Origin of the sequence: Rufibacter roseolus (assembly GCF_017916365.1) — a bacterium.
Classification (GTDB): domain Bacteria; phylum Bacteroidota; class Bacteroidia; order Cytophagales; family Hymenobacteraceae; genus Nibribacter; species Nibribacter roseolus.
The window spans coordinates 79,634-93,917 of record NZ_JAFMSU010000003.1; the positions used below are offsets into that span (position 1 = coordinate 79,634).

The 14,284-nt window shown below is 53.3% G+C and carries 9 protein-coding genes; 7 read left to right on the forward strand and 2 right to left on the reverse strand.

Going from position 1 to position 14,284, the window contains the following annotated elements:
* The first annotated feature begins 256 nt into the window (after positions 1-256).
* The 4 genes from J3P35_RS16235 (at position 257) to J3P35_RS16250 (ending at position 8,299) form a co-directional block, all read left to right on the forward strand.
* A complete protein-coding gene (locus J3P35_RS16235) occupies positions 257-4,039 on the forward strand; it encodes a S8 family serine peptidase (protein WP_210465724.1) in 3,783 nt (1,260 codons plus the stop codon).
* Between the two features lie 104 nt (positions 4,040-4,143).
* Positions 4,144-6,354, forward strand: a complete 2,211-nt coding sequence (locus tag J3P35_RS16240; protein WP_210465725.1) for a tetratricopeptide repeat-containing sensor histidine kinase — start codon at positions 4,144-4,146, stop codon at positions 6,352-6,354.
* Positions 6,355-6,396: 42 nt separating this feature from the next.
* Positions 6,397-7,563: an adenylate/guanylate cyclase domain-containing protein gene (locus J3P35_RS16245; RefSeq protein WP_210465726.1), complete on the forward strand. Its 1,167-nt coding sequence runs from the start codon at positions 6,397-6,399 to the stop codon at positions 7,561-7,563.
* A gap of 124 nt (positions 7,564-7,687) precedes the next feature.
* A complete protein-coding gene (locus J3P35_RS16250) occupies positions 7,688-8,299 on the forward strand; it encodes an HD domain-containing protein (RefSeq protein ID WP_210465727.1) in 612 nt (203 codons plus the stop codon).
* Here J3P35_RS16250 and J3P35_RS16255 read toward each other — a convergent pair.
* Both J3P35_RS16255 and J3P35_RS16260 read right to left on the reverse strand, forming a co-directional pair.
* Entirely contained in the window at positions 8,265-8,717 is a 453-nt protein-coding gene (locus J3P35_RS16255; RefSeq protein ID WP_210465728.1) for a Crp/Fnr family transcriptional regulator, read from the reverse strand. The two genes, J3P35_RS16250 and J3P35_RS16255, sit on opposite strands and share 35 nt — an antisense overlap.
* 8 nt (positions 8,718-8,725) lie before the next feature.
* Positions 8,726-11,476, reverse strand: a complete 2,751-nt coding sequence (locus tag J3P35_RS16260) for an NTP/NDP exchange transporter (protein WP_210465729.1) — start codon at positions 11,474-11,476, stop codon at positions 8,726-8,728.
* A 586-nt stretch (positions 11,477-12,062) separates the two neighbouring features.
* Here J3P35_RS16260 and kduI point away from each other — a divergent pair.
* Genes kduI through J3P35_RS16275 form a run of 3 tightly spaced genes read left to right on the forward strand, consistent with a single transcriptional unit; the run spans position 12,063 to position 13,977 of the window.
* Positions 12,063-12,905 (forward strand): 5-dehydro-4-deoxy-D-glucuronate isomerase, encoded by an 843-nt coding sequence (kduI, locus tag J3P35_RS16265; RefSeq protein WP_210465730.1) that lies wholly within the window; start codon positions 12,063-12,065, stop codon positions 12,903-12,905.
* Between the two features lie 6 nt (positions 12,906-12,911).
* Positions 12,912-13,700 (forward strand): gluconate 5-dehydrogenase, encoded by a 789-nt coding sequence (locus tag J3P35_RS16270; RefSeq protein ID WP_210465731.1) that lies wholly within the window; start codon positions 12,912-12,914, stop codon positions 13,698-13,700.
* Between the two features lie 58 nt (positions 13,701-13,758).
* Positions 13,759-13,977 (forward strand): substrate-binding domain-containing protein, encoded by a 219-nt coding sequence (locus tag J3P35_RS16275; RefSeq protein WP_210466769.1) that lies wholly within the window; start codon positions 13,759-13,761, stop codon positions 13,975-13,977.
* Positions 13,978-14,284: the final 307 nt, after the last annotated feature.

Here is a 14,284-nt window from a genome sequence, read left to right on the forward strand (position 1 = left end):
TCTTGTCCTTTGCTACGCCCTCCTTCCCCCAGCATTTAGAAGGCGTTTTCAATTTCAAAGTGGTCTCCTTTAAATCACCTTATTGAAGCACTTCATGATGGCAACCAATACCTTACATATTCAGACTCAAATCAGAAAACCTTCTATCTCTGCTGCGGTCAGGACCTTTCTTCTCTATTGCTCCTTCTTTTTCAGTTTCTTCTTTTATTTACCTTTTAATGGGTTTGCCCAAACCACCGATACAGAAATTATCCCCATGCTGGAGTGCGTCAAATGGCTTCCGGCCGAAAACAAGTTTGAGGCCGTCTTTGGCTACAACAACCCCAGTAAATCAAACATAACCGTGCCCCCGGAAAACAGTACTTTGTCTTGTAACGCCCAAGTGGTCGCCGGGCAGGTGCCTACCGTTTTCAAGCCTGGCCGGGTATTCTCCGCATTTTCAGCCAAGTTTGACTGCCCGGTGCTCACCTGGACCGTGACCGGGCCCAGCGGCAAACCAAAGTCAGTAACAGCCAGCGGCAGTTCCACTGCCTGCGCCACCAGCGGCAACATTAAACCCGTGATTAGTTCGCCGGGTAAAAACTTTACCAAGATTGGGTCAGAACTCAGCATTTTACCTAATTCAGGGGTACTTACCACGAACAAAGTCTACCAGATAGAGCAAGTGAACGGACAGAGTTACGTGTTCATCAGCCTTTATGCGGTATCAGGAGCCACCACTGCCCTGCTCACTGATCTGAAAACCTTAGGTCTTTTAGACCCCAAAGTAAGTAACCTGCACATCACCGGCTGGCTACCCATTGCCCAACTGTCTAACCTGAACGGGTTGGCCAATCTGGACCTGGCCATGCCGGTTTTCACCCCGTTGACCAACGTAGGTGCCACCACCACCCAGGGAGACCGCGCCCAGCGCACCGATCTCCTCCGGACCGCCTTTGGCGTCCAGGGCCAGGGAATCAAGATTGGGGTCTTATCTGACAGTTACAATGCCCGTTTGGGCAACGGAGCTTTGTTGGGAGTGAGGCAAGGTGATTTACCCGGTCCCGAAAATCCTCTCAATACCGTTCCAATCCAGATTTTAAGAGATCTCCCCCCTAACTCTGCCCTAGGCACCGATGAAGGAAGGGCCATGCTGGAGATTATCCATGATGTCGCACCTAAAGCAACGCTTGCCTTCCGGACCGGCTTTGACGGCCCCATTGACATGGCCCAGGGCATCAGGGATTTGAAGGCAGCCGGCTGTAACATCATTATAGACGACATCACCTACATAGATGATCCTTTTTTCCAGGATGGGATTGTGGGGCAGGCGGTTGACGAGGTGGCTGCCCAGGGCGTCGCTTACTTCTCCGCGGCCGGTAACTTCGGGGAGTTGTCTTACCAGGGAGTGTACACCCCGGTAGATCCTGCCTCAAACCGGAAACACAATTTTGGAGGCGGTGATGTGCGGCAACGCGTTTTCCTGCCCGAAGGGGCTTATACCCTGGGTATGCAGTGGTATAGTGCTACCGGCCAGGACCTGGACTTCTACCTCACTGATGACAACGGAAACATTCTGGTGGGGCATAATCGGGCCAGTACGTTTCCTTTTGAGGGCATGTCCTTTGATGTAACAGCCGGCGGCGCCACCGCCAATATTGTGGTGGAGAATGCCAGTACTACGCTGGACCCTAACGTGGTATTCAAGTACATCATCTTCAGGGGCAATGCTGCCATTGGCGAGTACCGCACCGGCACTTCCACCATCACCGGCCACGCCAACGCTGCCGGTGCCATGACGGTGGGTGCGGTTCTGTACTCCAATACTCCCCGGTATAATGTTCCTTTGCCTACTATTGCTTCATTTTCCTCCAGAGGTGGCACTCCCTTGCTGGCCTCCGGCACTCCGGCCCGGAGCAAACCAGATTTTGCCGCGCCCAACGGGGGCAATACCACCGTTCCGATCGGGACTCTGTACAATGACGGGGATTCATTCTATAACTTCTTCGGGACTTCCGCAGCGGCCCCGCATGCCGCCGCCGCTGCAGCCTTGCTTATGGAAGCGCACGTGAGGTTCTCGGGCCCAACGCTGGCCCCGGCCCAAGTGAGAAGCCTCCTGCGGTCCACGGCACTGGACATGGGACCTAGTGGCCCAGATGTAGCCACAGGTTACGGATTTATCAGGCCAGACAACGCCATCTCCACCTTTGCTACCCCTACTCCTATTGCTTTGAGCATTTCAACCCCGGAAGGCGTTACGCCAGGAAGTAAATTGGTTGTGACCGGGCACTATTTCAAGGGCTCCAGCCAGGGCAGCATCTCCAGAATCAAGTTCGCTGGTGCTGAACTGCCTACTACCTTTATCAGTGAAACCGAACTGCAGACAGTTATCCCTTCATACACCGGCAATCCGTCCATCCAGGTCTGCAGCCCCTCTACCAGCATCAAGGGCGGGGACGGTGGTTGCTCCAAACCGCTGTACCTGTTCCCCAAAACGCTTATCACCATCAAAGCCAATAATACAACCAAGGGCTACGGCGATGCCTTGCCCACCTTTACCGCAACCTTTACGCCCAATGATAGCCTCAGGGCAAGTAGCATCACTTTCACTACCCTGGCTACCGACCTGAGCGATGTAGGTGCCTATATTGTCACCCCCTCCCTCGCGTCTACCCACCCATTTTTGGCTCGCGCCGATAAGTACGAGGTGGTGTATGAACCCGGTATTCTGCAGATAGAGAAAATCGCCCTGGAAATAGCGGCCCGGGATGTGGCTATTACGGAAGGCGCGCCGCTCACCGGTTTTGCCTACAACTTCAACTTCCCAACGCCCGTCCGGAACACGAGTGACCGGATTGAACAAGTCCGGAATACCCTCCTGCAATCTCACTTGTCTCTCCAGACCAACAAGGTGGCCCTGGTCACTGAAGCTGAGCTATTGAACCTGGAAGCTATCAGGAACCGGAGTTTCCTGGTGAGTGATTTGGCAGAGACCAGTGCCGCTAGGGTCATCAATGCCACCCGGGTATTGAACGTGAGCAGCAGGTTGCTCAATGAGGTATACACCAGTGAGCTGAATGTCTCTTCTGTCTTTAACGCCACCTACCTCATGAATGCCGCCCGCGTGATTAATGCGGCCCGAGTCATCAATGCGGCCCGTGTCATCAATGCCGCCAGGGTACTGAACACCAATACCGTAGGACCGGCCAACAATGAGAAATCAATCCTGATCCTGAACGAGGCAGACGAGGTGCTCTCCAGGTTGTATTCCATCAACCTCATCACCGGTTACACGCTGGGTACGCACCGCTGGGCGCCGGCTTCGCTCCTTTCCCCTAACGTGAACGTGACCTACGGTGAACCCGCCAACTTCTTTGTGAACCCAATTGGCACCGGGGTAAGGGCCGTGAAACCAATTCTGGAATGCGTGCAGGTTTCCAGCAGACCGGGTTACTACATCGCCCATTTCTATTATGAAAACCCCAACCCCACCACGGTGGGCCTGCCGCTCAACAGTGAAAACAAACTCACTTACGCCGGAGCCCAGCCCCCTTGTTTTGTGAACAACACCAGGATTCCGACCATTTTCAAGCCGGGCAGAAACTACGCTTTCTCTGTGGAGTTTGACGGCACTAAAGTATACTGGGAACTCACCAGTATACAGGGTACCAAAAAGACTTCCATTGCCTCTTACGCCAGTTCCACTTCGGCCAGGTGCAAATCCAATGTTGCCGTTACCTCTCCCTGCGCCAGCACTACTCTCCAGGGTGTGATCGCCAGCAAGTTAGAAGCGGCTCCTGTTGAAGAAAGCGCCGCTATCAGGGTATATCCTAACCCCATCGGGAATGAAGTCTCCCTGGACTTGAGCGCCTTAGGGGAAACAGAGGTGACTGTCTCTATTGCGGATGTTTTAGGAAAAACGTGCCTGAAACGCCAGCAGTTACAAGCGGGCAAATCTGCTCCGGTCCTCAACACCAGCCACTTGGCTTCCGGGGTATACCTGCTGAAAATAGAATACGGCAATGAGGTGAAATCCTTCCGGCTGGTGAAGCGGGAATAAGCTTTGCCTTTGGCCCGGAAGACTGAGGCCAACCGCTTTCTCTGGGTGATGCCCAAGGAAGGCGGTTGGATTCAAGTATGTAGAAGCTCTTAAACGCATGAGGTATGAAAAATTCAACGTTGCTGCTGCTTTGTTTCCTTCTCTCCCATCTGCTGCTGGCCCAGAAAACGCCTCAGGACAGTTTACAGGCTCTTCTTAAGACGGCCAAAGACACGTCAAGGGTGAACATCTTGTTGGAGTTGAGCAAAGCCTATAACGGGTCTGACCAGCCCAAAGCCATTTCCTATGCAAAACAAGCCCTAGCCGATTCCCGGACCTATAGTTTCCCCAAGGGAGAAGCCTATGCTTTGAAAAGCCTGGGGCTGGCCTACGTGAACGAGGGGAATTACCCCGAGGTAATCCGCTACTGGGAGCAATCATTGGCCATCTTCAACAAACTGGGCGATAAAGTGGGGGCCAGCAATATGCTCAGCAACATTGGGGTCATTTACTCTATCCAGGGGTGGGAAGCCAAAGCCATTGAGTTTTACCTTAAATCTTTGAAAAAGGCCGAAGAAAGCGGCGACAAGCTCCGGATTGCCACCGCCCTCCTGAACCTTGGCGCCGAATATTACAACAACCCCGCGAATCTGGACAAAGCCCTCTCCTACTATCTGCGGGCCCTGCCACTCAGCAAGGAGATCGGGGATCAGACTACGCTGGGTACGCTTACGGTGAACATAGGGGAGATCTACTTTGCCCAGGGTGACCATAAAAAAGCATTGTCTTATTACCAGGAAGCCCTGAAGATCCTGAATGCCGCCGGGGTGAAAGACAAAGTGGCTTATACTCTGAACAACATCGGGAAGGTGTATGACGCGCGCGGCGATCTGCGCATGGCCCTGGAACAGCACCAGAAAGCCCGCCAAATCGCTAACTCCGTGGCTGCCAAACTGGAAGAAGCCCAGGCCCTGAACTACATTGGACAGATCAACCTGAAGCTGAACCACGCAAACCAAGCCTTGTCCACCTTTCTGCGGTCAAAAGAAATTGCCACTTCCCTGGGCGCCAACTACGAGCTTAAGGATGCCTACGCCGGCCTGGCCCAGTCTTACCAGAAGCTCTCAGACTACCGGCAAGCCTACCAATACCAATCCTTGCTGCTGGGCATCAAAGACACCTTGTACAACGCTGAGACCAAGGAGAAAATAAACAACCTGGAGGCCGCCTACCAGAATGAGAAAAAGCAGAACCAGATAGACCTTCTAACCAAAGACAGCCAACTGAAACAAGCCAGCCTTGAGCGGCAGCAGGTTTTCCGTAACGCCTTGCTGGCGGTGCTGGGCCTGATCATCATCATTGCGGTAGGGCTGTTCTTCAACATCCGGAACAAGGTGAAAGTCAATCGGCTGTTGCAACACAAAAACGAAGAGATCAACGCGCAGAAAGAGGAACTGGCCACCCAACGGGATAATCTGGAGAAAACGTACAATAACCTGGTGAACACCCAGGACCAACTGGTGCAGTCAGAGAAAATGGCCTCGCTTGGTCAGCTTACCGCCGGGGTGGCCCACGAGATCAACAACCCCATCAACTTCGTCTCGGCGGGTATTGAGTCGCTGCGCGCTAACTTTACTGATATCATGGAGGTGGCCAAAGGATACTTCCAACTGAAACCCGGCGCGGATAACACCCAGCAGCTGCAGCAACTGGAGAAACTCAAGGCAGAGTTGGAGGTGGAAGAACTCATTGAGGAATCTGAGCAGCTGTTCTCCAGCGTGAAAAACGGCGCCACCCGCACGAAGGAGATCGTGAAGAGCCTGAAAAACTTCACCCGTCTGGACGAAGACAACCTCAAGAAAGCCAACCTGCACGAAGGCCTGGACTCTACCCTGGTGATCCTGAACAACCAATTGAAAAACCGCATCAAGATTGTGCGCAACTACGGCGATCTGCAGGAAGTCAATTGTTACCCCGGCCAGCTGAACCAGGTGTTCATGAACATCCTCAATAACGCCGCCCAGGCCATTCCGGGAGAAGGGACCATCGCCATCAAAACCTACACCGATGATGACTATGCCGTAATCAAGATCAGGGACAACGGGGTGGGGATGTCTGAGGAAGTGAAAAAACACATCTTTGAACCCTTCTTCACCACCAAAGACGTGGGCGAAGGCACGGGCCTGGGCCTTTCCATTTCCTACGGCATCATTGAGAAGCACAAAGGCAAAATAGAGGTAGAATCCCGGCCCGGCGAAGGGACCGAGTTCACCATCCGGATTCCCCTGCAGTTCACCCCAGCCTCCCAGAACCTGAAATTAGAGACTGTTTCATAATTAGCCACCTGTACAGACCGCCATTCATCCCCCCTATAAACCATGGAAAACATGACCTTGGAACAAGTTGTTTCATTCCCTACCCAAGCCTCAGAGAAACCTTCCATTCTGTATATAGATGATGAGGAGGATAACCTGGTTGTCTTTAAATCAGCGTTCAGGCGGCACTACAACGTGCACACGGCCAAATCCGGGGAAGAAGGGCTGGAGATTCTCAAGTCGCTGGATGCCAGCCTGGTGATCACCGACCAGCGCATGCCCAGGATGACGGGCGTCCAGTTCCTGAAAAACCTGCCCGAGGACAAAGACACCATCCGGATGATCCTGACGGGTTACAGCGATATGGAATCTGTGGTGGAGGCCATTAACACGGGGCAGGTCTACCGTTACATTGTAAAACCCTGGGACAAGGAAGAACTGAAAATTACCCTTGACAACGCCATTGAAGCTTTCCAGCTGCGCCGCACAAACAAACACCTCATCCATGAACTCCAGGAAGCCAACGAGGTGCTGGAGCAGAAAGTAGAGGAGCGCACTCAGCAGGTGAACCAGCAAAAAGAAGAGATTGAGAAGCTATTGCTCAATATTCTGCCCGTGGAGGTGGCCAATGAACTGAAGGAGACGGGAGCGGCTACCCCCCGGTTCTACGAAAGTGCCACCGTCCTTTTCACCGATTTCGTGGGGTTTACTTCCATTGCCGAGGGGCTTTCCCCTAATGAGCTGGTGTCTGAGCTGAACAACTGCTTTCTGGCATTTGACACCATTGTGGAGAAGAACAACCTGGAGAAAATCAAAACAATTGGTGATGCCTATATGTGCGCCGGCGGCCTTCCGGTCTCTAACCAGACCCACGCCGTAGACGCCATTCTGGCCGCCATTGAAATTCAGGAGCACATGAAACGCGTGAACGAGGCAAGGGCCTCCCACGGCCTGGTGCCGTGGAGTTTACGCATTGGCATCCATACAGGTCCGTTGGTGGCGGGGGTGGTGGGCCGCAAGAAGTTTGCCTATGACATCTGGGGCGATACTGTGAACCTGGCCAGCCGCATAGAGTCCAGCGGAGAGGGCGGTAAAATCAACATCTCTGAGACTACTTTTGAGGCCGTGAAAGAATGGTTCAGTTGCCTGTACCGGGGCAAAGTACCGGCCAAAAACAAAGGAGAGGTAGACATGTACTTTGTGCAGAGTAAGCTAAATAAGAGAGAGTAAAGGCGGCTTTCTAGCCTGTATTTTTCAAATTACCCTTCCCGATGAGGTCGTTTTACGGCCTTTTTCCTGAAATCTGCTTTAAAACGCCCCTTATGGCCTGCAGCACTAACCCTTGATAACCCGTATGGCCCCTACCCCATTTTCGCAGATCCGGCAGCACGTCATTCAGAAACTACAGACCGGCCTGGCATCGCACCTTACCTACCATTGTATTGCCCATACCCTGGATGTTCTGGAACAGGCCGAAGCGATTGCCCTGGCAGAGAAATTCAAAGCCCCCAAAGAGCTGCTGCTATTGAAGGTAGCGGTTCTTTACCACGATGCGGGTTTTGTGAAGACCTACCAAAACCATGAAGAAATGAGCCGCGAGATAGCCCGGCAGGAACTGCCGATGTTTGGGTTTCCCCCCCGGGACATAGAAACCATAGGTCACCTCATCATGGCTACCAAGCTGCCTCAGAGCCCCCAGACCAAGCTGGAACAGGTGATCTGTGACGCGGACCTGGATTACCTTGGCCGCGATGACTATGCCCCCATTGCCGACCGGCTGTACCGAGAACTGCTTTCCCTGGGCATTCTGCAGACCGAGGAACAATGGATACAGATGCAGATCAACTTCCTGGAGAAACACCACTACTTTACCAAGTACTGCCAGCAAAACCGGGAAAGCCGCAAACAAGCCAACCTGCAGGAACTGAAAGTCAAAACAAGTCAACTTCAGAAGACTGGTGCGTAGACACCAGGCGGGCATCCATCTGCCGGAGCCGGCGGCACAAGGTCTTCAGGATTCCCTTGAGCACTTCGGCGTTGTTCAGCAGAATCTCATAGAACGGCTCCTGCGCCAGTTTGAGCAGGATGGCGTCTTCTAGGATGGTGGCGCTGGCCGACCGGGGTTCCGTATCCAGGATGGAGAGTTCTCCCAGCAACTCGTTTTCCTCCAGCTCGGCAAAGGTGTGTTCATGGTCATGGATTTTGACCCGGCCTTTGTAGATGATGTACATACTGTCCCCAATCTCGCCTTTCCCAAACAAGACGGTACCAGGCGCTAAATGGATTTCTTCCAGCACGCCGGCCAGTTCCACCAGCTCCGGTTCAGGGGTTTCGCTAAATATCTCTGAGGCCCGTAGCGTCAGTACCTTTTCAATGAGTAACATAGTACATATTACTTTAAGGCAGATAAAACATACTCTTTTGTCTCCTGGAAGAGGAGATCCTGCGGGAGCCGTTCCTCATCGGAGAGAATCATCTGGGCAGAGGAAATTCCAAGCTGGGGCAGCAGGTAACAAGCCACTGATCTGGTCCAGGCGGAGCACTGCATCTGGGTGTTCTGGATGATGGAGGCCACCATCATCGAGGCCGGTACTTCGTGTTTGATCCTTACATTCAGGTTATTGCCTTCGTCTGGTGACTCACTGGTGAAGTCCAGGATGCGGTCCAGTTGCAGAAAGCAGGCTTTGGGGATGAGGTGCTCCAAAATTTCTATGGCATTGGCCATTCGGGATTCATCATGCAATTTCAGCAGGCTCATGACGCGACCAATCTGTTGGCGGTCGTACCGGAGGGCCAGGCCCTTCAGCAGCAGCAGCACATCCTGGTTTATCTCCCGGGTGAGGGTGGTAGCCAGCAACTGCAGTTCTGGTTTGGTCCTGAGCTCACGGCAGGCGGAGGTTTTCTGCAGGCAGCTCGCCAGGTTCTTACTCAGCCAGGCATCCAGGTCCTTCTGGCCTTCATTGCTCATTTCGGCCTGTTTTAGCCAAAGGGCCTCAATAACGTCACCGGTGGGCCCCTCTTCCCGGGCCAGCAAATCCAGCAGGAATTCAGTGGAGTTTTCCCCCTTCACCTTACCCGCGGCCAGCACCACCGCCCGTACAAAAGCCGCCGGGGCCCGCGACTTAAGGGCCTCTGCCGTAAACACCGGATCACCGAAATAAACGAGGGATTTCTGCAGGGCGTGCCAGGCCAGGTGGGTTTTGGCGGTGTCCACCACTTGCCCCAGCAGACTGAATTCCTTCACCCGGCCCACGGTTTCAATGGCTTTTTTATAAATCGGCTCAAAATCAGAGTTCAGCAATTTGCCCAGTACCTCCTGGAACCCACTGGCGGGCGCCTCCCAGAGAATGTCCAGAACCAGTTGCTGGTGAGAAGCATTGCACGTATCCACCATGGCGTTCAAAGCGGTTTGCACCACCTCTTTCGCATCTTCGTTCTGCCGCTGCAGAAGCCCTACCAAGGCCGCCTGGTAGGCCTCCGGCTCCATTGATGCCATAGCCGTCTGGTCAGCGACGCTGATGTCAGGAACCAGGCTGTAATAGGCTTTGAGTAGTTCGGGTTTCAAAGGATCTGCCTTCTCTGAGGCCAACTGCTGCTGCACCAGGTCCAGCACGTTCTTTCCCTCCAGCCGGATAAGGCTGGCCAGGACAAACCGGCGCACCTCATAAAAAGGGCTGTCAAATTGGTGCTCCAGCAGTTGTTTCAACTTGCGGTACCCCGACCGCTCCAACAGTTCCAAAGCCAGAAGCACGTCTTTGGGATTGTTGCTGGTAGCTTTGCTCAGAAGGAGTTCCTGCACGGGACCGTCATGCAAAAAGAGCTCAGAACCGGTAAACCACCCCTTCCGGATGGCCCGCACCAAGGTGCGCAGGTATTCTTTCTTCACCAGGAAAACAGAACTGATCCAAAGCACCAGTAACACAAAGAGCACCTGCGCAATAAAATGAATGCCCAGTTCTCCCCGGATTTGGTAGCAGAGCAGCAGAAATGCCCCGCTGCCCAGCAACGCAAAGGGCAGCATGTAGCCTTTTGCCACCAGGTGCCCTTTGAGCCGCACGTGGGGTTCAAGCGGCTGAAAAAGAATAAAGAAGGCCGGCTCCTGCACCGCAGACTTCAACACCTCAGAGAGCAGCACCATCACCCCAAAGATATACAGGATGGTGTTCACGCTTTCTCCGGGCAAAAGCAACAGGCCAGTCAACACCAGCACTACTACCGGAGAAAGCAGCAAAGCATTGGTTAACCCCAGCCTACTGATGACCCGACTACTGAACAGAAGCTTGAAGAAGATGGCTAGTACCCGCCCCACAGCGAAGAACACCCCAATGAAAATGGCCAAATCGGGACTTTTGGCAAACCTGACTTTTACCTCGCCCAGCAGCGTGTAATCAATAAGCGCGAACACGGTGAAAGCGATGAGGGAAAAAAGCGCGATGGAAAAGATAAGGCGGTTGTAGAAAAGCCGGGTGATGAATGAGGAACGGAACGGTGCCTTTTCCTGGGCTGCCAACATGGGGCTTTGGTGTGGTGCATGCACGGTGCGGTCTACTACCCGGTGCTGGAATTTGCCCAAGAAATGGTAGGCGCCTACAAAAGCCAGCACCGAGATCCACAGCAGGTTATTGACCCCAATAAAGGGCGTGAGCACCGGCACCAGGGCGTACCCCATCAATTTAGCCGGAATATCGCCGGACCCAACCACCGCAAAGATGCGCTTGCTTTCCCGCACGTTGAAAATGATGGCCGCCATGCCCCAAAAAGCATAACTGACCAGCATGTACACCACCATGTTCCAAGCCGAGAGCAGGAATGGAAGCCACTTGAAATCCAGGAATGAAATAGTGACCCAGGTAAAAAGCAGGGAACCCGCTGAAAAAAGAATGATTTTCTCCAGCAACTTGCGCGAGGTAAGCCGGTGCTCCAGTTTGGAGTAGCCCCAGTTGGCCAACAGTAACAGCAAAGCAGACAAAATGTACACCTCCGGGATATGCTGCACCGAGAAGGAATGCAGAAACATAGTCAAGGTGCTGGTAAACAGGAAGGCCGTGGCAATACCCAGGAAGAACTGCACCAAAAACAACTGCCGGACTATCTTATACTCAGAAGGCTTGATGTTGAGAAGTGCATAGAACTTGTAATGCATAGATGAATTCTCCTCTGTTCATGGTACACAACTCCTGCGAAACATCAAAAAACAACATCTATACCTGGCTGGGATTTCCCTATAAACTCAGATAGTGGCGGGTGTGGGGTTCAATTCACCTAAAGGCGTTTTCTAACCTCATCCAAAATACAAAATTTATTTGGCTTATTTATAAAACAAGGCCCAAAGACGCCAATTAACAGCTTTTATACGGTGTAAATCCGTATTCCCGCAGCCTCTGCCATCCTCCATTTTCTACTTCACTTTGACACAAAGGAAAAGCAACCAATTTCCGCTGGATGGTTTTTAATGGATTATGCTTGAGCCAAACTCTCTGCCTGGTCAAAGGGCAAAATCCTCGCTGAAACCAGATCATACCAGATCTCGGAAAAGCTTATAGCCAGCCAGTTTTGGGGCAAATTGAATAAATGGTCCAGAAAGCGAGTAGAGCAACAGCGTGGAAAGATTAGCAGCGTCAGTAAGGCACCAGTTCTGCGGAGGAAAAACATCTTTCTTACCCAACACAGCCTAACAGATTGGTAAAATTGTAATTTGCGCAAACGATTACATCATTTAAGCCAAAGCTATGAGCCTCCACCATACCACCCGGCATGCCATACACCCCGCCGATTTTAAGGGATATGACACCGCCAAACTTCGCGAGCACTTCCTGATCGAGAACCTTTTCCAGGCAGACACCATCCAACTGACTTATACCTTATATGACCGGTTGATTGTAGGAGGCGTGCATCCGGTAAACGGTCCGGTCCGGCTGGACACCTTCCCAACCCTGCGGTCAGAGAACTTCCTGGACCGGCGGGAGATTGGTATCATCAACGTGTCTTCAGACAGCACCATCACGGTTGACGGCGAGGAAATCATCCTGAAGAACAAAGAGGCTTTGTATATAGGCAAGGGCGTGCAGGAAGTCCTGTTCCACCCGGCCGCCAACGGTGCCGACACCCGCTTCTATTTCAACTCGGCGCCCGCGCACCACGCCTATCCTACCAAGAAGGTGCAGTTAAGCGAGGCCGAGACCGTGGAACTGGGTTCCCTGGAGACCGCCAACGCCCGCACGATCCGGAAGGTGTTGATCAACTCCGTAGTAGAAACCTGCCAGCTGCAGATGGGCATCACCGAACTGAAAACCGGCAGCGTCTGGAACACCATGCCCGCCCACACCCATGACCGGCGAATGGAAGCCTATTTCTATTTTGAGGTACCCCAGGACCAGACGGTGTGCCATTTCCTGGGCGAGCCGCAGGAAACCCGCCATATCTGGATGCAGAACCAACAGGCGGTGCTCTCCCCACCCTGGTCCATCCACTCGGGCGCCGGAACCTCCAACTATACCTTTATCTGGGGCATGGCCGGCGAGAACCTGGATTACAACGACATGGACAAAGTAGCCACCACCGACCTTAAATAGCCGTTCATGACCCATTTATTTGATTTAAGCGGTAAAGTAGCTTTAGTAACCGGCGCCACCCACGGCTTGGGCATGGCCATGGCCACAGCCCTAGGCAAAGCGGGTGCTACCCTGGTAGTGAACGGCAATTCCCCTGAGAAAATGGAACGCGCCCTGGAGCAGTACCGCCAACAAGGGCTGGATGTGAAAGGCTATCTGTTTGACGTCACAGACGAGGCGGCGGCCAAAGAAAACATCGCACGCATGGAGCAGGATGTAGGCCCCATCTCCATTCTGGTGAATAACGCCGGCATGATCCAACGCACCCCCGCCCTGGAGATGGAAGTAGCCGATTTCCGGAAAGTGCTGGACGTGGACCTTACCGGTCCGTTCATCATGTCCAAGACCGTGGGCAAATACATGGTGGAGCGCCGGGCCGGCAAGATCATCAACATCTGCTCCATGATGAGCGAACTTGGCCGCGATACGGTTTCTGCCTACGCGGCGGCCAAAGGTGGCCTGAAGATGCTCACCAAGAACCTGGCCACCGAGTGGGCCCGGTACAACGTGCAGGTGAACGGCATCGGGCCGGGGTATTTTGCCACGGACCAAACGGCTCCCATCAGGGTAGACGGACATCCGTTCAATGAGTTCATCATCCAGCGTACCCCGGCTGGGCGCTGGGGAGACCCCGAGGATCTGGCGGGGGCCACCATTTTCCTGGCCAGCAAAGCCAGCGATTTTGTGAACGGACAAATTGTGTATGTAGACGGCGGCATTCTGGCCACCATCGGGAAACCCAGCAACGAGCGGTAAGGCTTAGCGACCGAAGGAAAAGTGTTGTGGATTTTTCAAAGTACCCCAGGAGGTCGCCATAGCAGGTTTCGGAAACGAGCCGTTTACTTCTTTCTCTGACCCGGCGCTCACCACGGTGGACCAGTTCAGTTTAACCATGGGCCGCATCACCGCCGAACTGTTCTTTGAGCATTTCAAAACCGGGCCGGATCAGAAACAATTGCCCCAGAAAACGGTGCTCAAACCTGAACTCATCATCAGGGGATCTTCGCTCAAAAGAGACTTCGATAAGGAATAAAGAACATCGGTCCTAAGCACTTTACCCAGGGCTTTGGGCCCGATTTCCTGAAAACCGCCCTTAAACGCCAAGGCTAGTTTCATCCTCTCGCAACCCCCTGTTTACAGGATAACAAACAAAGGAAGACCCTTTCCCTTGCTCACTTACAAAGCAAAAGCGGAGAGGGATTTGTTGCTCCTCTCCAAAAAGCGCAGGCAGTCCCTCAATAAAGGTGCTGGACTTCTCCGGGCCGCCTGGCAGAAAAACCTACCGCCGAGACCGTGCAGCCCGTGCTTTCCAACCAGGAGTTCTGGGGCACCGACCTGAC

Coding starts and splice junctions, on each gene's coding strand:
- J3P35_RS16235 (WP_210465724.1), top strand. CDS start 257: ATGCTGGAGTGCGTCAAATGGCTTCCGGCCGAAAACAAGTTTGAGGCC.
- J3P35_RS16240 (WP_210465725.1), top strand. CDS start 4,144: ATGAAAAATTCAACGTTGCTGCTGCTTTGTTTCCTTCTCTCCCATCTG.
- J3P35_RS16245 (WP_210465726.1), top strand. CDS start 6,397: ATGGAAAACATGACCTTGGAACAAGTTGTTTCATTCCCTACCCAAGCC.
- J3P35_RS16250 (WP_210465727.1), top strand. CDS start 7,688: ATGGCCCCTACCCCATTTTCGCAGATCCGGCAGCACGTCATTCAGAAA.
- J3P35_RS16255 (WP_210465728.1), bottom strand. CDS start 8,717: ATGTTACTCATTGAAAAGGTACTGACGCTACGGGCCTCAGAGATATTT.
- J3P35_RS16260 (WP_210465729.1), bottom strand. CDS start 11,476: ATGCATTACAAGTTCTATGCACTTCTCAACATCAAGCCTTCTGAGTAT.
- kduI (WP_210465730.1), top strand. CDS start 12,063: ATGAGCCTCCACCATACCACCCGGCATGCCATACACCCCGCCGATTTT.
- J3P35_RS16270 (WP_210465731.1), top strand. CDS start 12,912: ATGACCCATTTATTTGATTTAAGCGGTAAAGTAGCTTTAGTAACCGGC.